The 20,509-nt window shown below is 63.6% G+C and carries 17 protein-coding genes and 2 pseudogenes; 8 read left to right on the top strand and 11 right to left on the bottom strand.

Annotated elements, in window-relative coordinates:
- Positions 1–99: 99 nt before the first annotated feature.
- Complete coding sequence (locus LJ655_RS21445; RefSeq protein WP_230563225.1) at positions 100–612, bottom strand: response regulator; 513 nt, start codon at positions 610–612, stop codon at positions 100–102.
- Between the two features lie 342 nt (positions 613–954).
- Between LJ655_RS21445 and LJ655_RS21440 the strand changes: the two are divergent.
- Positions 955–1,068 (top strand): annotated as a pseudogene (locus tag LJ655_RS21440) (ribonuclease activity regulator RraA); the annotation flags it as partial.
- A 27-nt stretch (positions 1,069–1,095) separates the two neighbouring features.
- Here LJ655_RS21440 and LJ655_RS21435 read toward each other — a convergent pair.
- Entirely contained in the window at positions 1,096–1,932 is an 837-nt protein-coding gene (locus tag LJ655_RS21435) for a TetR/AcrR family transcriptional regulator (protein ID WP_230563224.1), read from the bottom strand.
- 75 nt (positions 1,933–2,007) lie between these two features.
- Here LJ655_RS21435 and LJ655_RS21430 point away from each other — a divergent pair, with 75 nt between their 5' ends.
- From LJ655_RS21430 to LJ655_RS21420, 3 genes are all read left to right on the top strand, one after another.
- Positions 2,008–3,543 (top strand): MDR family MFS transporter, encoded by a 1,536-nt coding sequence (locus tag LJ655_RS21430; RefSeq protein ID WP_230563223.1) that lies wholly within the window; start codon positions 2,008–2,010, stop codon positions 3,541–3,543.
- Between the two features lie 445 nt (positions 3,544–3,988).
- Complete coding sequence (locus LJ655_RS21425; protein ID WP_230563222.1) at positions 3,989–4,978, top strand: hypothetical protein; 990 nt, start codon at positions 3,989–3,991, stop codon at positions 4,976–4,978.
- Positions 4,979–5,222: 244 nt separating this feature from the next.
- Positions 5,223–6,296, top strand: a complete 1,074-nt coding sequence (locus LJ655_RS21420; protein ID WP_230563221.1) for a TAXI family TRAP transporter solute-binding subunit — start codon at positions 5,223–5,225, stop codon at positions 6,294–6,296.
- A 25-nt stretch (positions 6,297–6,321) separates the two neighbouring features.
- Here LJ655_RS21420 and LJ655_RS21415 read toward each other — a convergent pair whose 3' ends face one another.
- Complete coding sequence (locus LJ655_RS21415) at positions 6,322–7,752, bottom strand: aminotransferase-like domain-containing protein (protein ID WP_230563220.1); 1,431 nt, start codon at positions 7,750–7,752, stop codon at positions 6,322–6,324.
- A 110-nt stretch (positions 7,753–7,862) separates the two neighbouring features.
- Here LJ655_RS21415 and LJ655_RS21410 point away from each other — a divergent pair, with 110 nt between their 5' ends.
- The 3 genes and pseudogenes from LJ655_RS21410 to LJ655_RS21400 all read left to right on the top strand — a co-directional run bounded on the left by LJ655_RS21410 (position 7,863) and on the right by LJ655_RS21400 (position 9,731).
- Positions 7,863–8,750, top strand: coding sequence for a DMT family transporter (locus LJ655_RS21410; protein ID WP_230563219.1), 888 nt, complete (start codon positions 7,863–7,865; stop codon positions 8,748–8,750).
- Between the two features lie 115 nt (positions 8,751–8,865).
- Positions 8,866–8,964, top strand: a pseudogene (locus LJ655_RS21405) (MurR/RpiR family transcriptional regulator); the annotation flags it as partial.
- 185 nt (positions 8,965–9,149) lie between these two features.
- Complete coding sequence (locus tag LJ655_RS21400) at positions 9,150–9,731, top strand: GNAT family N-acetyltransferase (RefSeq protein WP_230563218.1); 582 nt, start codon at positions 9,150–9,152, stop codon at positions 9,729–9,731.
- A 102-nt stretch (positions 9,732–9,833) separates the two neighbouring features.
- On the opposite strand, the gene LJ655_RS21395 is transcribed toward LJ655_RS21400, so the two are convergent.
- The 8 genes from LJ655_RS21395 to garD form a co-directional block, all read right to left on the bottom strand.
- On the bottom strand, positions 9,834–10,388 hold the full coding sequence (locus tag LJ655_RS21395; protein WP_230563217.1) for a putative glycolipid-binding domain-containing protein: 555 nt from the start codon (positions 10,386–10,388) through the stop codon (positions 9,834–9,836).
- A gap of 354 nt (positions 10,389–10,742) precedes the next feature.
- The gene (locus LJ655_RS21390; protein ID WP_230563216.1) at positions 10,743–11,981 is read right to left on the bottom strand and encodes a porin; all 1,239 of its coding nucleotides are present in this window, start codon (positions 11,979–11,981) and stop codon (positions 10,743–10,745) included.
- 78 nt (positions 11,982–12,059) lie between these two features.
- Entirely contained in the window at positions 12,060–13,412 is a 1,353-nt protein-coding gene (locus LJ655_RS21385; protein WP_230563215.1) for a TRAP transporter large permease, read from the bottom strand.
- 13 nt (positions 13,413–13,425) lie between these two features.
- Positions 13,426–13,935 carry a TRAP transporter small permease gene (locus LJ655_RS21380; protein ID WP_230563214.1) on the bottom strand — a complete coding sequence of 170 codons (510 nt, stop codon included), beginning with the start codon at positions 13,933–13,935 and terminating at the stop codon, positions 13,426–13,428.
- A gap of 177 nt (positions 13,936–14,112) precedes the next feature.
- Positions 14,113–15,105: a TRAP transporter substrate-binding protein gene (locus LJ655_RS21375; protein WP_230563213.1), complete on the bottom strand. Its 993-nt coding sequence runs from the start codon at positions 15,103–15,105 to the stop codon at positions 14,113–14,115.
- Positions 15,106–15,713: 608 nt separating this feature from the next.
- Positions 15,714–16,646 carry an SMP-30/gluconolactonase/LRE family protein gene (locus LJ655_RS21370; RefSeq protein WP_230563212.1) on the bottom strand — a complete coding sequence of 311 codons (933 nt, stop codon included), beginning with the start codon at positions 16,644–16,646 and terminating at the stop codon, positions 15,714–15,716.
- Entirely contained in the window at positions 16,643–17,494 is an 852-nt protein-coding gene (locus LJ655_RS21365) for an NAD-dependent epimerase/dehydratase family protein (protein WP_230563211.1), read from the bottom strand. Before LJ655_RS21365 ends, LJ655_RS21370 begins: the two co-directional genes overlap by 4 nt.
- A 100-nt stretch (positions 17,495–17,594) precedes the next feature.
- The gene (garD, locus tag LJ655_RS21360) at positions 17,595–19,184 is read right to left on the bottom strand and encodes a galactarate dehydratase (protein WP_230563210.1); all 1,590 of its coding nucleotides are present in this window, start codon (positions 19,182–19,184) and stop codon (positions 17,595–17,597) included.
- Between the two features lie 254 nt (positions 19,185–19,438).
- On the opposite strand from garD, the gene kdgD reads away from it, so the two are divergent.
- Complete coding sequence (gene kdgD, locus LJ655_RS21355; RefSeq protein WP_230563209.1) at positions 19,439–20,356, top strand: 5-dehydro-4-deoxyglucarate dehydratase; 918 nt, start codon at positions 19,439–19,441, stop codon at positions 20,354–20,356.
- Positions 20,357–20,509 lie beyond the last annotated feature (153 nt).

Raw genomic sequence — 20,509 nt, 5'->3', positions numbered from 1 at the left:
ATCGATGGCCGTACCCGGCTTCGAGAAACCGGGTTCCCCGCTGTGCGCGGGCTTGTGCGCTCCGCCCGCTCTCACGACACGATCGCCGCGAAACGTCGATTACCCCGCCGCGCGGGCATCGATCGCGTCGTGCAGCAGGGTCACCAGAGCTTCGGGCAGGGCGGGTTTGGTCATGAAATGCTGGAAGCCTTCGCCGATACTGCGCAGGCGGTAAGCGTCGTCGGTATGTCCGGTCAGGGCTACCGCCACCGCGGGGGAATGGCCTCCGCAAATCTCGTGGTCGCGCAACCGCTGGATCAGATAGAAGCCATCCATGGCTGGCAAATCGAGGTCGCAGACGACCGCGTCGGGAAGCAAGCGCGTCGCCGCTTCGACGCCCTCTTCCGCATCGGCGACCGCGCAAACCTTCGCGCCTTCCGCCTCGAGTAGCAAGGTCAACGATTCCCGGCTGTCCGGGTCGTCCTCCACCAGCACGATCGTAGCTTGATCGAGCCTCAATGCTGCGTTCATCGTATCTTGTTGCTCTGGAAAACCGGTTAGGCCGTCGGGGACGGCCATTGTTTCACTCTGCTGATTGCCGCCGATTTGCGCGGCGGGGGTGTTGCTGTCCATGATTCCGACTCGATTTCGCACGCCGAGTTGCAGACAGGTCCGCGATTGTAAAGCATCGCTCAGCACCTTCCCGAGTACAACGCGTGCGCACGGTAACGCGCCAAAATTGCACGCCGATGAAAAAACCCCTCCCGACGCTTACCGCGACCTGCCTGCCGACCGTCCGCAGTTTTCCGCGGCTCGCCGATTGCCGACACCCAATGCTCCGTTGCGGTTCGCGCGAACCCCGTTGGCACGCCCTTGCTCCGCTCGGCATCGATATTGTTCTTCGCATCCGACCTCACTGGTAGCATGTCGCGTGCCCCGATGACACCGCATTCCAGCCGGAGTCCACCCGGTACCATGTCCGCCACATCGCCCGCACTTTCCGCCGTGACACTCGACATTCTCCGTCACGTCGGCACCGCCACGCTGACCACGCAGCTATCCAAGCGCGGTCTGCGCAACACCTTCATGTAAGCGCGGCGCTCCCCGGCCACCAGTTCAATCCTCCTTGCGGGGTCCAATCCCCTGCACCAGCAATGCCACCGCATGCCTTGCGATCGCCGCGCCGCCGATACCGCAGCGCAATGGATCGTGGTGCCACAGCTTCAACGTGGCGAGCGGCAGAATCGTCATACCGAGCAGGGTGACGAACACGAGCGCGGGCTCGATCGATGCGTTCAGGCGCCCCTCCTTCTGCCAGCGCGCAATCGCCAACAACGAGGCTTTCTGATGCGCGAAACCAAAACGCTCATGGATGCGCTGGCGCAATAGCCCGCCGTCGCTGATCACTTCGCGCACCCACAGTGATGCGAACCACGGGTTATCGCTCGCGATCTGCACGAGCCGCTCGGTGAGCTGCGTGATTGCCGCAACCGGATCGTCGGGATTCTCCTGAAACGGCAGACCGAGGCTCTCGCGCAACGGCAAGAAACACTCGTCGATCAGCACGTCGAGCAGTTGATCGCGAGTCTTGAAGTAGTAGTGCACCATGGCGGGCGTGAAGCCGGCCTCGCGGGCGATCTCGCCTAGCGAGGTCTCGACGATGCCCTGCCTTGCGAATAGCGTGAGCGCGGCGTCGAGCAAACGCGCGCGCTGCTCGGGGCCGCGCGCGGCGCCCGTCGGCCGGCCGGGCCGGCGGGCGGCCGAGACGGCGGGCGCGGTGCCTGCCGCGTTCGCGGATTGCGCATCCGTTTGAGTTGCCTTGGCCTTCGACTTCGGCTTCAGCTTCGGCTTTGACTTTGGTGCGCTGCGCTCTTTTGTGGCAATCGGCGCGAGCGGCAACCCAACTGTCGCAGCATCGTCCGCCGCGGCGTCGTCAGACGGGATACTTGCCATTGCATTGAATTTGACGTGAGAGGTGATGTCGCATATATTAATCTTTCAGTTAATTAATTTCAATGCGCTGCCGCCATGGAACAACCCGTCACGACTCTCTCCGTCGACTCCGCGCCGCAGGATCCGCGCTCGGCCTCGCCCGCCGTCGAGCACCCGCCGATCCGGCTGCTGTTTCCGGCGCTGCTGCTGGTGATGCTGCTCGCCGCGCTCGACCAGACGATCGTCTCGACCGCACTGCCGACCATCGTCGGCGAGCTCGGCGGGCTCAACAACCTGTCATGGGTCGTGACCGCCTACCTGCTCAGCTCGACGATCGTCGTGCCGCTGTACGGCAAGTTCGGCGACCTCTTCGGCCGCAAGATCGTGCTCCAGACGGCCATCGTGATCTTTCTGGTCGGCTCGGCGTTGTGCGGCATCGCGCAGAACATGACTCAGCTGATCGTGCTGCGCGCGCTGCAAGGCCTGGGCGGCGGCGGCCTGCTCGTCGTGACGATGGCCGCGATCGCCGACGTGATTCCGCCCGCCGAACGCGGTCGCTATCAGGGCGTTTTCGGCGGCATCTTCGGTCTCGCCACAGTCATCGGGCCGTTGCTCGGCGGCTTTCTGGTCGAACATCTGTCGTGGCGCTGGATTTTCTACATCAACCTGCCGCTCGGCATCGTCTCGCTCATCGTGATCGGCGCCGTGTTCAAGCCGCACGCGCGCCACGTGAAGCACACCATCGACTACATGGGCGCCGCGTTTCTCGCCGGCGCGCTGACCTGCATCATCCTGTTCACGAGCCAGGGCGGTACGGTTCTGCCGTGGACCTCGGCGCAACTGTGGTTCACACTCGGCATGGGGCTCGTCCTGATCTGGGGCTTCATTCACGAGGAACGCAGCGCGGTCGAACCGATCATGCCGCTCGGACTGTTCAGACAGCGCACGTTTCTGATCAGCAGTCTCGTGAGTTTCATCATCGGCGTGTCGCTGTTCGGCTCGGTGACGTTCATCCCGCTCTACCTACAGGTCGTGAAAGGTTCGACGCCGTCGGCAGCCGGCATGCAGATGCTGCCGATGATGGGCGGCGTGTTCATCCTGTCGATCGTGACGGGCCGCATCATCAGCAAAATCGGCAAGTACCGGAGATTCCCGATCATCGGCACGTTCCTCGTCTCGGTTGCGATGCTGCTGCTCGCGCGCCTGCAGATCGACACGCCGATTCATGTGATGTATCTCTACCTGGGCCTGCTCGGCTGCGGCCTCGGCATGGTGATGCAGGTGCTGGTGCTGGCAGTCCAGAACACTGTCGAGTTCAAGCACATGGGTGTGGCGACGTCTGGCGTGACGCTGTTTCGCTCGATCGGCGGCTCGATCGGCGTGGCCGGCTTCGGCGCCGTGTTCTCGAACAGCCTGGCCGGACGCCTCGACAGACTGATCCCGCCCGGCACCGAACTTCCCCAGGCGTTGGGTCCAGCCGCGATTCATCAGCTGCCCGAAGCGTTGCGCAACGATTATCTGCACGCGTTCGCGGGCGCGCTGCACACCGTCTATCTGACGGCCGGATGTGTCGTGGTGCTCGCCTTCGTGCTCGCATGGCTGCTAAAGGACCATCCGTTGCGCAAGCACTGATCGTTCATCGGCGCCCGACCCCGTCGCTGATGCACACGCTTACCGGCAATCGCCCCATGACACTTCGATGACGAGGCCGCGCGCAAAATGCGCCGGCCCCGTTTTGATCAAAGGGCCAGGGTTTCTTCATACCTCGGAATGAGCGTTACCGCACATAATCCAGGGGCCAACCGCGTTGACGTCCCCGGTGAAACGCCACATATTGCAAACAGCATAAACGTAGGTGCTGCCTACGTCGGGTGACACTCCGGCGCATGTGGATCGTGATTTCGCGGACCAGAGTCCTGCCTCAACGCGATCCGGAGCATGCCTTCACGGCATCGTTTTCCTAAGGTGGGACCACAGCATGTCCACCCAGACAGCAACCGGCCAAAGTTTTCCAATGCCCTGCAAACGCTGCGGCGGCGCCCTGTACCGACCAGTCGACACTTGCCCTTACTGCGGCATGGCGCACCCGTTCGATCCGGACGATCCGCACGGGCGCATCGGCATCCAGAGCAGCCGGGCAAGCACCGCGCACAAGCCCCTGCCCCGGTTCGACGACAGGCCCGGCATACCGAACGAACCCGCCATTGCGGCTGCCGCGATGGCGTCCGGGCCGCTTTTGCCGACCGAGCCGATCGGGCACACGGCGCTCGTGTCGACCAACACCGCTAGCCGCCCTTTTGAAGATCCGATGTATGCGCCACGCAACACTGCGCAGACGATCTGGATCGTGTTGTCCTTGATTGGCGCGGTTGTCGCGATCGGCCTGGCCTATGTCGCCTATGCACTATTCAGTGACGGCGGCCAGTCGGAAGAAAAAGGCGTGGAGCAAATTACTCAGGATGCCAGAACGACGACTGGCATGATCGCGCCGCTTGCCTCCGCGCCAGTGGTGTCTACAGCGCAGACCGCGCAAGCATCCGCCGCGCTCAAGCCTGCGACACCCGCCGTGGCCGAGATAGCGGCGAAGCCCACGCCCGTCGCTCCCGCTGCTCCCGCGGCACCTGCCGCGCCGCCTGCCGCGCCGACGGTGGCCACGACGCCCGTGCGGCCCGCGCCGCAATTCCGCGACGCCGGACAGGCATTGCAGGTCGCGCAGACCGCGTTCCGTGCGAACGATCTGTCCAAAGCGCAGGCCGCTCTCGCTGCCGCGCAAACGTTTCAACCGGGCAATAGCAACGCGCAGAGCCTCGCCGATCAGATGCGCCCGCTCGTCCAGCGTCGCGATGCTGCGCTACAGGCCGCGCAGGCTTGCGTCGTACAGCAGTCGTGGCCGTGCGCGCGCGAGCACGCGAACGAGGCGCTCGCGATCGACAGCGGTAACGACGCCGCGAAAGTGATTCTCGAACGCGTGATTCGCGAGACCGGCTGGGCTCCGCTCCCCGCGCCGCATGCGGCGACGAAGGGCGCTGGCACCCTGGCCAACGGCGAGCTTGTCGCGACCGCATGAGGCAAGCGTTCGAGTGAACCCCGCAGCGGCGATCGACTACACCGTTGCGCAAGGAAGATTGAGCCGCCTACCGAATCAAACGGCCGCCGTCTGTGCTGATTCGCACAGTATCGTGCGACCTCTGCGAGCAAACAGACGGACCGGCCCTCGCGGCAGCAAGAGCATGAACATGGCAGCCGGATCACTGGTGCTTTCACGCGCCACGCGTGAAGCGGGATCAACCTGACCGATAGGTAGAAAGACCATGCTGAAGAGACTTCTCGCGGGATGGCTGGGGCTGGCGGTGCTGGTCTTGTGTTCGCTGGCCGCTGCTGAACCGGCGCACTACAAGATCGTCACCGGGCCGGAGCGCGGCACCTATATCCAGATCGGTAACGACCTGTCGAAATGGGTGGCCCAGCCGGTCGGCATCGACCTGGAGGTGGTGGCGTCGAAGGGTTCTGCGGAAAACGTGCAGCGCATGCGCTACGAGCCTGGCGTCAAGCTCGCGCTCGTGCAGTCCGACGTGTACCAGGCGTTCGTCGACATGGCCAACTCGGGCAACGCCGAGGCGGGCACGACGATCCGGCCGCTGCGGCTCATCATGCCGCTCTACGACGAGGAAATTAACGTGGTCGTGCGAGCGGATTCGCCGCTGAAAACGCTCGCTGACATCAAGGACAAGACCATCAGCGTCGGACTGCTAGGCAGCGGCACGGCGCAGTCGGCGACGACGCTCTATCGCCTGATGTTCGGCCAGCCGATCCCCGAGCAGAACGTCGTGCATCTAAGCAACGAGGACGCGCTCGCCTCATTGATCGTGAAGAAGATCGACGTTGCGATCATCGTGGTCGGGCAGCCGGCGAATCTGTTCACCACCATGAAACCCGAGCTGCTGTCACAGCTGCGTCTGCTGCCCGCCGATCCAAACGCGCCCGAGACGGCCCGTGCGAAGCAGACCTACTTTCCGACGACGATCCGCCAGAGCAGTTACCCAGGCTGGCTGAAGGAAGACGTGCCGGGCCTGACCGTCAAAGCGTTTCTGGTCACTTACGATTACGGCTTGCGCGACACCGTCAGCAATCTGAATCATTTCGCCGACTCGTTGTGCGCGAACTTCGACAATCTGCAGGAGCATGGCCATCCGAAATGGAAACAGGTGAAGCTCGAATTGCCAACGCTCGTGCACGGCTGGAAGTACTACGGTCCGGTCGAGAAGCATCTGCGCGCGTGCCTCGCGAACCGCGACGCGGCCATGAGCGCGGCGGCCGCGCAACCCGCCCCGAAACCGCACATGCCTTGCTCGGAAGAAGAACGGATGCTTCTGCTGTGCAAATAACGTTGCAAGGAAGGCCCGCGATCGATCAAATGCCGCTTCCGGCCGAAACGGCGCAGCCGTCCATCGCTCGTTGCAATGCTTCGTACACCTTCGGGCGATTGCATTGCGACACGTTGAAACGCAGAAATCCAGCCGCCGTTTGCGATGCGCTGAACACGTTGCCCGGCGCGAACACGACGCCTGCCGCCAACGCATGACGCGCGATGTCGGCAGCATCGAGCGCGGCGGGCAAGCGCGCCCACACGAACAGGCCCGCGCGCGGCCGCGTCCAGATCTGGAGGCCTGCATAACCGAGACGCCTGACTGTCTCGCCCATCGCATCGGCGAGCTTCGCGCGCATCGCCTCGATATGACGCCGATACGTGCCGTCCACGAGCATCCGATGCACGACGCTCGCTGCGAGCTGACCATTGCCGAACGTGGTCGCGAGCTTCAGATCGATCAGCGGTTCGATCCACTCGGCGCGCGCGGCAATATAGCCGCAGCGCACCGCCGCCGACAGCGTCTTCGAAAAACTGCCGATCGACACCACGCGCGCGAGACCGTCGAACGCGGCAAGGCGCGGCGCGGGTTCGTCCTCGAAGTCGGCGAAGATGTCGTCCTCGACGATCAGCAGATCGTGCTCGCCGGCGAGCTTCAGCAACCGGTGCGCGACGGCCGGTGCGAGCGTCGCGCCGGTCGGATTGTGGATTGCCGAGTTCGTCACATAGAGCCGCGGACGCTGCTCGATCAGCACGCGCTCGAACGCGGCGAGATCCGGTCCTTGCGGCGTGTACGGCACGCTCGCGATCCGCACGCGATGCGCGCGCAGCAACGCCTGAAAGTTGAAGTAGCACGGATCGTCGATCAGCACCGTGTCGCCGGGTTCGAGCAGGAAGCGGCACACGAGATCGAGCGCGTGCGTGCCGCCGTCGGTCAGCACGATCTGCTCGGGCGGCGCATCGACGCCGTGCGCCGAGAGCCGCCATGCGAGTTGCTGACGCAGCGCGGGCAAGCCGGCCGGGCTCGCGTAGTCGACCAGCAATGACTGCGGGTCGCGCGCGACCGCACGCAATGCGCGGCGCACACCGTCTTCGGGCAGCCACGAAGCCGGCATCCAGCCGCAGCCCGGTTTCAGCACTTTCGAGCCCGATTCCAGCGACTGCCGCGTGAGCCACAGCGGATCGACCTCGCGATCGAGCCGCGGCCCGAGATCGGCCAGCGCGAGCGGAGGCGCATGACCCGACACGAAAAAACCGGAGCCGCGCCGCGCGACGATCGCCCCTTCGGCGACCAGCCGGTCGTACGCTTCCACCACGGTCGACTTCGACACGCCGAGCGTGTCGGTCATTGCACGAATGGATGGCACGCGCGCGCCCGGCATCAGCAAGCGGCTCGCGATACGCTCGCGCAGGTTGTCCATCACGAGGCCGACGCGGGTGCCCGGCGCCGTCTCCTTGTTCCCGTTTTCCGCCATCTGTACTGCTCCATGTTTAGTACAGTTTGTGCAAACTGTACTGATCTGTAGCTTACCGTTTTTGGCCGTGGCGCGCATCATGAGACTCTTTCAGCGCAGGGATGTTTGCCATGGACAAAACGAGCAACGGCTGGCTCAGCGGTCTCGCGGGCGTACTGATTTTCAGCGGCTCGCTGCCGGCCACGCGGCTTGCCGTGCAGGGACTCGATCCGGTGTTTCTGACCCTGGCGCGCGCGACGATCGCAGGCATCCTCGGCCTGCTGCTATTGCTGATGTTCCGCGAGACGCGGCCCGAGCGGCGCGATCTGATGCCGCTCGCGGTAGTGGCACTCGGCGTCGTGGTCGGCTTTCCGTTGCTGACCGCGCTCGCACTGCGTCATGTCAGTGCCGCGCACGCGGTCGTGTTCGTCGGCCTTCTGCCGCTCGCCACCGCGATCTTCGGCGTGCTGCGCGGCGGGGAGCGGCCGCAGCCGGCGTTCTGGCTGTTTTCCGCGCTCGGCAGCGCTGCCGTGGCCGCGTTCGCGCTTCGCCACGGGATCGATGCTTCGCCACTCGGCGACGCGCTGATGCTCGCCGCGATCGTCGCATGCGGGCTTGCTTATGCGGAAGGCGCGCGGCTGTCACGTCGCCTCGGCGGCTGGCAGGTGATTTCCTGGGCGCTCGTGCTGTCGCTGCCGTTGATGCTGCCGCTCGCCTGGTGGACGCGGCCCGCGTCGTTCGACGGTGTTGGCGCCGCCGCGCTGTGGGGACTCGCGTATGTGTCGCTGTTCAGCATGCTGATCGGCTTCGTGTTCTGGTATCGCGGGCTTGCGCTCGGCGGTATCGCGGCCGTCGGCCAGTTGCAGTTGTTGCAGCCGTTCTTCGGGCTGCTGCTCGCCGGCGCGCTGCTGCACGAGCAGGTACCGCCGTCGATGATCATCGTGACCGTGATCGTGGTCGCCTGCGTGGGCGGCGCACGGCATTTTGCGCGCGCGGCGCCGGTGCGGCCGGCAGTCTGACCCGGGTTGCCCCGCGCGGCGAGCAGCCCTTTTCGAGATCGAATTGGCAAGCCGCGGATCGATATGTCATCAGTTCGCGAATTGGCTCAACCATGGCCCCGCGCTGCGCCTGACGATGACGACCGCTTGTGCTCAAACCGTCGAAGCCCGTTTTGCCGAACTCAAGCCGGCCTCGAAACGCGTCGCCGGCTACATGCTCGCAAATCTCGACCGGCCTTCATCAAGCGGGCGCAACGCACGGCTCCTCGCCGCGTGATTCCGTGCTCGTCCAATCGCTCGAACTCGAGATCGAACTAGCACGCACGCGCCGATTTCTGATCCGCTTCAATTCCGCACCGGCGACAGGCATAGTGAAGGCTACTCTACCGCCGGACTGCACCGGCCACGACAGGACCACGCATGAGCCTCACCGACCCTCCGCTCCACGCCCCGTTGATCCGCGACGCCACCGAAGCCGACCTCCCCGCGATCCAGGCGATCTACGCGCACCACGTGCTGACCGGCGTCGCCTCGTTCGAAGAAACCCCGCCATCGGTCGACGACCTGCGCGCGCGGCTCACAGCGGTGCGCAGCCACGGCCTGCCGTACATGGTCGCGCAGATCGATGGCGAGATTGCGGGCTATTGCTACGCGACGCTGTATCGCCCGCGTGCCGCCTATCGCAACACGATCGAAGATTCGATCTACGTGAGCGATGCGCATCGCGGACGCGGCATCGGCCGCGTGCTGCTGCAGGCGCTGATAGAACGTTGTGAGACCGGACCGTGGCGTCAAATGATCGCGGTGATCGCCGATGGCGGCAGCGGCGGGTCGCTGTCGTTACACACGCAACTCGGCTTCGAGCTGATCGGCACGCTCAAGGCGGTCGGCTACAAGCACGGCCGCTGGCTCGACACGACGCTGATGCAACGCAAGCTCGGCCGCGGCGCATCGACCGGACCGGACGACGTTTCAGGCCCGGCAGGCGGCACGCGCGACTAGGCTCGCGCGGGTGGCGGTTTTTTGTCGACGCGCATCATGCGAACGGGATGAACCACGGCGCGCGGGACGGCGCAACGAGCGCGCCGGCGCCGAGCGCAACACCTAACGCGCGCGCGGCAAACGCGTGAACAATGTCGGATAGTCGATCACGAGGCCATCGCTATCCACGGTCAGATTCGCGGTAAATTCGCGAAAAATGCCTTCATAGCGGTACTCGCGATTCAATGCGATGCACGTGTACGCCTGCTCGGCGCGCGTGACCTGCAAATCCGGCGTCGAGATATACGCGACCTCGATCGGCCGACGCTCGCCTTCGGCCAATTGCAGGCGGCGGATCGGCAGCGTGTTGGTGTACGGCGTCGCGGCGATATCGATGTCGATGCAGCCTTCGATCGAACTCAGCGCGAGGCCGTGGCCGTCGTGCCAATGGCCCTCGCCATCGCCATGCAATTCCACTTCGCCACCGCCGACGATCTTCAGCCGCGCGTAGCGCGTGCGCCATTGCGCGTCGCAGCGCACTGCATAGTGCAGCCCATAGGCCTTGCCATAGCGCTGCCCGACCACGACGCTTTCGACGGCGAAGCCGTCATCGCGCGCATCGAATACCAGATGTTCGATGCCATCGCCCTCTTCCGAGGCCCATCGTAATTCACGCATTGGCGTCTCCTCGCGAAACGGCGCGGCGGGCGCGCCGGGCTTTTATCGTAGCGCGAAAGCCTGTGCAGCACGCAGCCCTGATTCAGGCGCAAGCCGCCCGCATACAGCCATTGTCAACGCGCGGCGAATGAAGTGGACAGCTCGGGAAAGTTCGTCACATAGGACGCGCCGGTGAAACAGGCCATGACGAATTGACGGGTATTGCTGGCCAGGCCAGCGCTTCAGACGCATCAAAAAATGCGCGTGAATAAAAAAAGCTGCGCACTCGACGTGCGCAGCTTGCGAGACTGACGACGCAAAAAGCTGCGTCGCTGTGGCAGCAAAACAACGCGCCGCCACGTATTCAGTAACTGTTTAGAACTTGTGGATCATACCGACGCCGACAGCCACCTGGCTGCGCGACGACGCCGGCGAACCGTTTTGACCGTCACCGATGCTTGCCGTTGCGTCGATGATGGTCTTGCCGTTGCCTGCCAGGGTCTGGCCACCAGCGCGCTGATACGCTTCCAGCGCGTACAGGCCGGTACGCTTCGACAGCGTGTAATACTGCGACAGGTTGAACTGGTTGTAGCTAGCCGTGCTCGAAATGCCGTTCGACGAGGTTGCACGGGTGTAGCTATAGCCAGCGGCCAGGTCCAGCACCGAGATCGGCTTCCAGTGCAGCACAGCGCCACCCGTATTCCAGATCTGGGTGTCGTGGAAGAACGAGCCCGTACCCGCAGCGTATTGAACGTTCGAGTATGCGAACGAAACGTCCCACGCCGAGCTGAATGCGTAGCCGCCCGTGACTGCGATGCGTTGCTGCTTAGCCGCCGTCTGGAAGCCGTTGTTAATTGCCGAGTTGGCAGGCGCCGCAATCGGGGGGGTGGTGCTGTTGATCATCGTGGAGTTCGCACCCCACAGGCCGCCGGCCGAGTTGCCGTTATCGATACGCTGGATACCTGCAGCGATACCGACCGGGCCGTTCAGGTACTGCGCTGCCACGCTCCACGTTTGGCCGGCGCTAAAGCTGCCCGGCGTGCCGCCGATCGAGTACGAACCGCTGACCGTCAGACCGGAGAAGCTCGGCGACGTGTAGACCAGCGAGTTGTTGGCGCGGTACACCGTATCCAGCGAGTCAATATCGCCCGGGTGAGCGCCGTATGCACCGGTCAGCCACGTGGTCGGGCTGTACGGCGAGAGCATAGTGTAGTACGACGTGTACTGGCGGCCAGCCGTCAGCGTACCGAACTGCGCGTTCGTCATACCGACCCATGCCTGACGGTTGAACAACAGCCCGGACACGCTTTGCGCGCCCGTTGCGCTGTTAAAGCCTGCTTCCAACTGGAAAATGGCCTTCGTGCCGCCACCCAGGTCTTCCGAACCCTTCAGGCCGAAACGGCTACCAGCCCAAATGCCGTTGATCATCTTGACGACCGAGCGACCACCCGGCGACGGCTTCGACGATGCGGCGCCAGACGTCGGGCTCAGCGTCGTCGAACTGTTCTGCCAACCCAACCCCGTATCGACAATACCGTAAAGCGTCACGCTGCTTTGCGCATTTGCGCCCAGGGCGACCAACCCCAGGGCCGAAGCTACGAGAGTCTTTTTCATTTTTACTCCTCTGTTAAAAACCTTTTTGACGCGGCCTATCCAAGCACCGCAGAGTGTGGACAAAACGTTTTGATTTGATCAGAACACCGGGTGACCGTTGATGATGCTCGGCAACCAGGTCGAGAACCACGGGACATAGGTGACTACATTGATCGCCGAGAAGATAGCGAGGTAATACGGCCACGCCACCTTAGTAGTTTCCCCTATCGACACATTGCCAATTGCGCAACCAATGAACTGCACCGAGCCGATCGGCGGATGCACGAGACCCAATGCGCAGTTCAGCAGGATCATGATGCCGAACTGGACCGGGCCCACCCCGTTGTGCATTGCCATCGGCAGAAACAGCGGGGTCGTGATCAGGATGTGCGCCGCCATGTCGACGAACGTACCGAGGAACACCTGAATGACGTTGATGTACAACAGCATCAGCCAGGGCAGCGAGGTCGCGCCGTCGAGCATGCGTTCGATAGCGTCCGGAATCTCCAGATAGGCCATCTGGAAGCGCAGCATGTTCGACACGCCGATCAGCAGCAGCACCACACCGGTCGTTTTCGCGGCCTTGCCGAGCGCATGACCGAGCTTCGCCAACGACAAGGACCGGTACACGACGATGGTCAGCACCAGCGAATAACCCACGGCAATCGCGGCCGCCTCTGTTGCAGTGGCAATACCGCGCGCAACACAGAACAGAATGATCGCGATGACCATCAGACCCGGCACCGCACCGATGAACGTGCGCAGCACCGCCATCCAGCCCGGGAAACGCTGCAGTTCGGTCGAACCGTCGGGACGGCGCGGATAGCCGAACTTGACGGCCTGCCAGTAAGCGGCGATCAGCACGAAGCCCATCACCCACAGCACCGGCAACAGACCCGAGAACAGCAGATCGCCGATCGACACTCCGCTCATCTGCTTGCCGTTCAGCACGCCGCTCACGCCTTGTGCCGCGAACGCATAGATGATCATGTTGGTCGACGTCGGCATCAGCGCGCCGGCGAGCGACGAGTGCGTGGTCACGTTGACCGCGTAGGCGGCGCTATAACCTTCGCGCTTCATCAGCGGGATCACCACGCCGCCCATCGCCGACGTATCGGCGGTCGGCGACCCCGACACGCCGCCGAACAGCGTGCAGGCGACCACGTTGGCCATCCCGAGGCCACCGCGGAAGTGGCCGACCGTGGCCTGCGCGAAGCGCAGGATGCGGTCGGCGATGCCGCCGTGAAGCATCAGCTCGCCCGAGAAGATGAAGAACGGGACCGCGAGGAACGAGAAGCCGTTCATGCCCGAGATCATCGACTGCATCGCGGTCGCGGTCGGCAGGCCTTCGAACAGATACGTCAGAACGCAGGACAGGCCCAACGCGAATGAAACCGGAACCCCGAGGAAGAGGAAAACTAGAAAACTGGCGGTAAGAAGGGCAAGTTCCATGATGGTTCTACTTTTATTCCGTGGCGGAGAGTTCGAGCGCCGGCTCTTCGCGTTTCCCGGCGAAGAGCTCGAGCAGATGCTCGAACGAGAACAAAGCGATGCACACACTCGCGAAGATGGGGATGCAGTAGCGCACCCCTTCCGGCACGCCGATGATCGGAATGCGGTCGTGCATCGTGGTTTCCGCCATCTCGAAGCAACCGATGAAAATCGCCACCGCAAAAGCGATCAGGCAAATGTGCTGAATCCCTTTCGCAATCAACTGGCCCTTCTCGGGCAAATTCTTGACGAGCGAGTCGAGTCCGATGTGACCGCCTTCGCGAACCTTGAGCGCGGCGCCGAACATCGCGATCAGGATCACCAGCAACAAAGCGATAGGCTCGACGTAATCGGGTGCGTCGCTGAACACGTAGCGCATCACCACGCTATACATCACGAGCAGACAAAGCGCGGCGAGGCTAAACGACGCCACGACCAGCAACACGCGGAAAAGAAAATCATTTGGGCGTTTCAGGAAACTCATGACCCTGTCCTTGCTTACGACCGGCTAATGCTTGAAATTCAGCCATCCCGACGAGACGCCTTCTGCACGCGCGCACGCCAGCGCGCGGCGGACACGCTCGCGAGTTTCCTCGCGGGACCTGTCACGCCGCTGCTGCGATAAACGTTGCCGATGCTGATTGCGTCCGGGACGCGAGACTTACTTGATTGCTTCGATCTCGTCGACGATCTGCTTCATCTGCGGGGTCTTTTCGTACTTTGCCCACACAGGCTGCATGACCTTCACGAAAGCCGCACGGTCGATCTGCGAAGCCGTCACAATCGTTGCGCCCCCCTTCGTGACGGCTTTCTGCGCGTCGGCTTCGCGCGCGGTCCACAGCTTCTGGTAGTACGGCACCGAGTCAGCCGCGGCCTTCTTGATGATCTGCTGCTCTTGCGGCGACAGCGTGTCCCACACCTTCTTCGAGAACACCAGCACTTCCGGGGTCATCGAATGCTGCGTTTCCGAGTAGACCTGTGCGACTTCGAAGTGCTTGGTCTCGTCGTACGACGGCAGGTTGTTTTCGGCGCCGTCGACGAGGCCCGTCTTCAGGCCCGTATAGACTTCCGAGAACGGCATCGGGGTCGGCGTGCCGCCCATTGCCTTGATTTCGTCGACCATCAGGTCGGACGGCTGCACGCGGACCTTGAGGCCCTTCATGTCAGCCGGCGACTTGATCGCCTTCTTTGCGTACATCGAGCGTGCGCCGCTCTCGTAAAACGTCAGCGCGATCATGCCCTTCGCGGTGAAGGCGTCGAGGATCTTCTGGCCTTCCGGACCGTACATGACCTTGCGGAAATGGTCGACGTCGCGGAACAGGAACGGCAGCGACGGGATCATCGATTCCGGCACGATTTCGTTGAATGCGGCACCGTTGCAACGCGCCATGTCGAGCGCGCCGATACGGACTTGGTCGATCGTGTCGTTTTCCGAACCTAGCGCGCTGTTGCCGAACACCTTCACGGAGTCTTTGCCGTCGGTCGCCTTGCTGATCTGCTCGCCCATGTACTTCACGGCCATGTTGGTCGGGAAGTTGTCGCCGTGCACATCGGCAACGCGGAACACGCGCGCTTCAGCCGACATCGTGCTGAACGCCAACGCCGCGGCCGCGACGATCATCGAAACACGGGAAGAGGCAAACTTCTTGTTCATCGTGACATTCCTTGAAAAATGGACCATCCCAGCAACAGCGGATGTGACATGGTTTTGATGCGTCTCCGGCTTCACGCTCGCCCCGCGCAGGTGCGGGCGCTTGCCGTACTGGCTGTGCGAATTCCCCGGCACAGATAGCCCAGCACTCCAGTCGACCACTCGACTACCTACTTCAATCGCGCCGGCCGGCTTCCGGCATGCATGCGGCATCGACCACGACCGCAGTGCCGTCCTGAAACCTGCCGCATTGCGCTTCCGAACAAACATAGAAAGCCATTTGTTTGGGCTCATATGTTGTACGACGACATATGAAGTCTATTGAAGGGGTTTTAACTTGTACAGACGGTATTTACCCGCATCAAGAAAAGCGCCGGCACCTATGACCGACGTGGCACGCCACCACGCCGCGCGCCGTCCGGCAGTGAATGGGGACGGAATCCGCGCGGGCTGGCGAGGTGTTGTATTTTTGCTGAAGAAATATGAGGACCGCCGTACTCCACGCGAATGTTGTACGACGAGTGACGATTGAAAGGCTACCGATGCACGCCCAATAATTGAGAACGCCGGGAGAAAAATTTCATCCCGGCGCATGCCTGTCGTAAGGCTGATTACAGTTGACCTGCGTATTCAGGCTCAGGCAGCCCGCTCACGCCAGGACGCAGCGCGAAGACGTGACCGTCGTGCTCGCTCGCGCCGCTGGCCGGGCGAATCGACGTCACGAACAGCGTATCGAGATGGCGGCCGCCGAACGCGCACATGGCAGGCTTGATGGCCGGCACCGGAATCTGCCGGTCCAGCTTGCCCTGCGGCGTGAAGCGCAGCAGCAGACCGGCGTCGTTCGCGCAGATCCAGTAGCAGCCGTCGGCGTCCACTGCCGCGCCGTCCGGGCGGCCCGAGTAGTGATGCAGATCGGCGAACACGCGACGGTTGCGCGGCTCGCCGGTCTCGACGTCGTAGTCGAACACCCAGATCAACCGGCGCAGCGGATGCGAGTCGGACAGATACATCGTCGTGCCGTCCGGCGACCAGCCGAGGCCATTCTGCGTGATCAGCGAATCGACGACGGGCGCGGACAGCACGCCTTTCCCGTCGAAGCGGTACAGCGCACCGGCCGGAATCGCCGCGGCCATGTCCATGACCATCGTGCCGGCCCAGAAGCGTCCTTGCCGGTCGCAGCGGCCATCGTTGAAACGCATGCCGCTGTGCGGGAATTCAGGTGCCGCGAGCTTGCGCAGAGACGCAGTAAGCGGCTCGCCGCTCGCTGCGTTCGACGCATCCGCGAGCGTCACCGCGAACAACCCCGTCTCGCAGCCGGCGAGCACCGTGCCGGCTCGATCGAACGAGATGCAGGCGACCTGTTCCGGCAGCAGCCATTCGGTGCGCTGGCCCGTCGCGACCGACCCACGCACGATCTTCTTCGCCGGAATGTCGACCCAGTACAGCGCCTGCTCGGCCGCGCGCCAAACGGGGCTCTCCCCCGTGGCCGCCGGCAGCGGACCCGCCGCCTCGAACCGCTCTACCTGCGGATTCGCGCTCGTCATTTGGGCTCCCGCTTCGGCTCCATCGGACCGGCAAGCACGAACGGGCCGCCCTGGTACAACTGGGTCGGATCGTCGAAGCGCGTGTCGGGGGCGCTCGGCGGGAACAGGTGCTCGAACTGCGCCGAGCTGTCCTGCGGGCGGTAGCCGAGGAACGCGGCGTTCGTGTTGTCGACCCACGAGATGCGGTTGTTCGACACGCCGTACACGATCGCGTGACCGACGCGGTTCGTGAACAGCGAGCAACGCACGAGCTCGATGAAATCGCGGTAGCTCAGATACGTGACCAGCATGCGCGCGGTCTTCGGCTGCTCGAACGACGAGCCGATCCGCAGGCACACGGTTTCGAGACCGAAGCGGTCGAAGTAGTAGCGCGACAGCGACTCGCCGAAGCACTTCGTGACGCCGTACATGCCGTCCGGGCGCAGCGGCACGTTGGTATCGAGAACCGACGTCACCGGGTGAAAACCGACCGCGTGGTTCGAGCTCGCGTAGATGACGCGCTTCACGCCATGCTTCTGCGCGGCCGAGTAAAGGTTGTAGAGGCCGCGAATGTTCGCTTCGAGCAGGTCTTCGAACGGCGCTTCGATGGAAATGCCGCCGAGATGCACCACCGCGTCTACGCCTTCGAGCAGCGCGTGCATGGCCGCTTCATCGGCGAGATCGACGACGTGCGCTTCCTCGTGCGCGGCGACTTCGCCGAGCGAAGCGATATCCGACACGCGCACGATGTCGGCCCATTGCGCGAGTGCGGGACGCAGTTGCTTGCCGAGGTTGCCTGCGGCACCGGTGAGCAGCAGACGGCGGAAGGGTTTCTTTGCTGTGGAGCGGTCAACGTTCAAATCGGTCATGTCTCTTGGCTTTTGTGATGGCGATTGAATCTACTGGATACAAAAGCGAGCGCCGGCTGGACCGGCGCTCGCGTGAGGCGTGATGGCGCAGGAAGCCCGATCAGGTCACCGGTGCCGGATTGAACAGCGTCAACGCATTGTGCAGTCCGAGCTTCTCCCCGCAGGTCTGCTTGCGGCCGCTTGCAACGTCGAGCATCAGGCGGAACAGCTCCCAGCCCACTTCCTCGATGCTGGACTGGCCGGTCGCGATCGTGCCGGCGTTGATGTCCATCAGATCATGCCAACGGCGCGCGAGGTCCGAACGCGTCGCGACCTTGATGACCGGCACTTCGGCGAGGCTGTACGGCGTGCCGCGTCCCGTCGTGAACACGTGCAGCGTGATGCCCGAGGCGACCTGCAGCGTGCCGCAGATGAAGTCGCTCGCGGGCGTCGCCGCGTAGATCAGGCCCTTCTGACGCACCTTCTCGCCCGGCGAGAGCACGCCCGAGATCGCCGAGTTGCCCGACTTGATGATCGAGCCCATCGCCTTTTCGACGATGTTCGACAGGCCGCCCTTCTTGTTGCCGGGTGTCGTGTTCGCGCTGCGGTCCGCGCCGCCGCGCTTCAGGTAAACGTCGTACCACTGCATCTCGCGGATGATCGCCGCAGCGACGTCCGCGTTGGCTGCGCGCGCGGTCAGCTGGTCGACGCCGTCGCGCACTTCGGTGACTTCCGAGAACATCACGGTCGCGCCGGCGCGCACCAGCAGATCGGTCGCGAAGCCGACGGCCGGGTTCGCGGTCAGGCCCGAGAACGCGTCGCTGCCGCCGCACTGCACGCCGATCACCAGATCCGACGCCGGGCAGGTTTCGCGGCGGCGGTTGTTCAGGCGCTTCAGGTGCCCCTCGGCCATCTTCATGATCGACGTGATCATCGACTGGAAGCCGACGTGCGATTCGTCCTGCAGCACCACGACGTCGCCGTTCCGATCCAGCGCCATGTCGCCGATATCGGCGACGTCGTCGACCACCGCGGCCGCCGCGATCGGAATCGTGCCCGGCGGCATCAGACGCTCGGGCTGCAGCTTCTCGCAGCCGAGGCTCACCATCATCACTTCGCCGCCGAAGTTCGGATTCAGCGCGAGGTTGCGCACGGTGCGGATCGGCACCATCGCGTCGGGCGCGTCGATCGCGACGCCGCAGCCGTACGTGTGGCCGAGGCTGACGACATCGTCGACGTTCGGATATTTCGGCAGCAGCTCGGCCTTGATGCGCGTGACGGCGTGTTGCACGACGTCGGCCACGCACTGCACGGTAGTCGTGATCGCGAGAATGTTGCGGGTGCCGACCGAGCCGTCCGAGTTGCGGTAGCCCTCAAACGTGTAGCCTTCGAGCGGCGGCATGTCCGGCGCCCTGGTGGTGGCGATCGGCAGGTCTTCGAGCCCCGGCGGGCTCGGCATGCGGATCACGTGCTCGTTGATCCAGCTGCCCTTCGGCAGCGGCTTCAGCGCATAGCCGATCACCACGTTGTAGCGGACGACCTCGTCGCCCTCGGCGAGATCGGCCAGCGCGACCTTATGGCCCTGCGGCACACGCTCGCGCAGCTCGAGGCCATCGGGAAACACCGCGCCCTCTCCCAGACCGCCGTCGTTGACGACGATCGCGACATTGTCATTGGGATGAACGCGTATGTAGAGCGGAGTTTGTTCCATTGATCGATCCTTGAGGCGTAATCAGCCTGCTTCGCCAGCAATCATACGTCATCCTACAACAGCAAATCTTGCTGGGATGTTCCGTATTTACCCTATGGGGTGCATTATGCCGCGAAAACCCCGTTGAGTTGTCCGATTTCTTGTTGTACGATGACGTATAAGAAATCTGGTTTCCAACGAATTTCTACCGGTACGACGTCCGTTGTACCGGTTGGATCCGACTAACAACGTAATCCGACGCATCAATACTCAACATGACGACACCGCAGGAACTCAAGCAGATCGTTTCGGAAGGCCTTCTCTCCTTTCCCGTCACCGACTTCGACGCTAAAGGCGACTTCCGCGCCGACACTTACGCCGAGCGCCTCGAATGGCTCGCTCCGTACGGCGCTTCGGCGCTGTTCGTCGCCGGCGGCACGGGCGAATTCTTCTCGCTGACACAAGACGACTACACGCAGGTCGTGCGCACCGCGGTCGAAGTCTGCAAGGGCAAGGTACCGATCCTCGCCGGCGCGGGCGGCCCGACCCGCGTGGCGATCGCCTATGCGAAGGAAGCTCAGCGCCTCGGCGCGCACGGCATCCTGTTGATGCCGCACTACCTGACCGAAGCGAGCCAGGAAGGCATTGCGGAGCACGCCGAACAGGTCTGCAAGGCCGTGCCGAACATGGGCGTGATCATCTACAACCGCGCGAACTCCAAGCTCAACGCAGACATGCTCGAGCGCCTCGCCGACCGTTGCCCGAACCTGATCGGCTTCAAGGACGGCGTCGGCGAGATCGAAAACATGGTGACGATCCGCCGCCGCCTCGGCGACCGCTTCTCCTACCTCGGCGGCCTGCCGACCGCGGAAGTCTACGCGGCGGCCTACAAGGCGCTCGGCGTGCCGGTGTACTCGTCGGCGGTGTTCAACTTCATTCCGAAGACCGCGATGGACTTCTACCGCGCGCTCGCCGCTGACGACCACGCCACGGTCGGCAAGCTGATCGACGAATTCTTCCTGCCGTACCTGAAGATCCGCAACCGCCGCGCAGGCTACGCGGTGAGCATCGTCAAGGCCGGCGCGAAGCTGGTCGGCCACGACGCGGGTCCGGTGCGCGCACCGCTGACCGATCTGACTCCGGAAGAACTGGAGCAGCTCGACGCGCTGATCAAGAAGCTCGGACCGCAGTAAGGCACCGCCGTGACGGCTTCGAGCCAGGCAGCTCGCGCCTCATCAGGGAGGGCCGCATAGACGGCCCCGTTGCGCACGCCCGGCACGGCAACGTTGCCGGGCGTTTGTGCATTTGCACGGACAGGCAGGCGGCCTGCGGACCGCCCCGCGCGA

The organism is Paraburkholderia translucens, assembly GCF_020881035.1.
Lineage (GTDB): Bacteria > Pseudomonadota > Gammaproteobacteria > Burkholderiales > Burkholderiaceae > Paraburkholderia > Paraburkholderia translucens.
This window is presented reverse-complemented; position numbering and strand designations above follow the sequence as displayed.

What these genes read in the sequence shown, in the direction of transcription:
- LJ655_RS21445 (WP_230563225.1), bottom strand. Translation starts at nt 612, where the DNA reads ATGGACAGCAACACCCCCGCCGCGCAAATCGGCGGCAATCAGCAGAGT.
- LJ655_RS21435 (WP_230563224.1), bottom strand. Translation starts at nt 1,932, where the DNA reads ATGGCAAGTATCCCGTCTGACGACGCCGCGGCGGACGATGCTGCGACA.
- LJ655_RS21430 (WP_230563223.1), top strand. Translation starts at nt 2,008, where the DNA reads ATGGAACAACCCGTCACGACTCTCTCCGTCGACTCCGCGCCGCAGGAT.
- LJ655_RS21425 (WP_230563222.1), top strand. Translation starts at nt 3,989, where the DNA reads ATGGCGCACCCGTTCGATCCGGACGATCCGCACGGGCGCATCGGCATC.
- LJ655_RS21420 (WP_230563221.1), top strand. Translation starts at nt 5,223, where the DNA reads ATGCTGAAGAGACTTCTCGCGGGATGGCTGGGGCTGGCGGTGCTGGTC.
- LJ655_RS21415 (WP_230563220.1), bottom strand. Translation starts at nt 7,752, where the DNA reads ATGGCGGAAAACGGGAACAAGGAGACGGCGCCGGGCACCCGCGTCGGC.
- LJ655_RS21410 (WP_230563219.1), top strand. Translation starts at nt 7,863, where the DNA reads ATGGACAAAACGAGCAACGGCTGGCTCAGCGGTCTCGCGGGCGTACTG.
- LJ655_RS21400 (WP_230563218.1), top strand. Translation starts at nt 9,150, where the DNA reads ATGAGCCTCACCGACCCTCCGCTCCACGCCCCGTTGATCCGCGACGCC.
- LJ655_RS21395 (WP_230563217.1), bottom strand. Translation starts at nt 10,388, where the DNA reads ATGCGTGAATTACGATGGGCCTCGGAAGAGGGCGATGGCATCGAACAT.
- LJ655_RS21390 (WP_230563216.1), bottom strand. Translation starts at nt 11,981, where the DNA reads ATGAAAAAGACTCTCGTAGCTTCGGCCCTGGGGTTGGTCGCCCTGGGC.
- LJ655_RS21385 (WP_230563215.1), bottom strand. Translation starts at nt 13,412, where the DNA reads ATGGAACTTGCCCTTCTTACCGCCAGTTTTCTAGTTTTCCTCTTCCTC.
- LJ655_RS21380 (WP_230563214.1), bottom strand. Translation starts at nt 13,935, where the DNA reads ATGAGTTTCCTGAAACGCCCAAATGATTTTCTTTTCCGCGTGTTGCTG.
- LJ655_RS21375 (WP_230563213.1), bottom strand. Translation starts at nt 15,105, where the DNA reads ATGAACAAGAAGTTTGCCTCTTCCCGTGTTTCGATGATCGTCGCGGCC.
- LJ655_RS21370 (WP_230563212.1), bottom strand. Translation starts at nt 16,646, where the DNA reads ATGACGAGCGCGAATCCGCAGGTAGAGCGGTTCGAGGCGGCGGGTCCG.
- LJ655_RS21365 (WP_230563211.1), bottom strand. Translation starts at nt 17,494, where the DNA reads ATGACCGATTTGAACGTTGACCGCTCCACAGCAAAGAAACCCTTCCGC.
- garD (WP_230563210.1), bottom strand. Translation starts at nt 19,184, where the DNA reads ATGGAACAAACTCCGCTCTACATACGCGTTCATCCCAATGACAATGTC.
- kdgD (WP_230563209.1), top strand. Translation starts at nt 19,439, where the DNA reads ATGACGACACCGCAGGAACTCAAGCAGATCGTTTCGGAAGGCCTTCTC.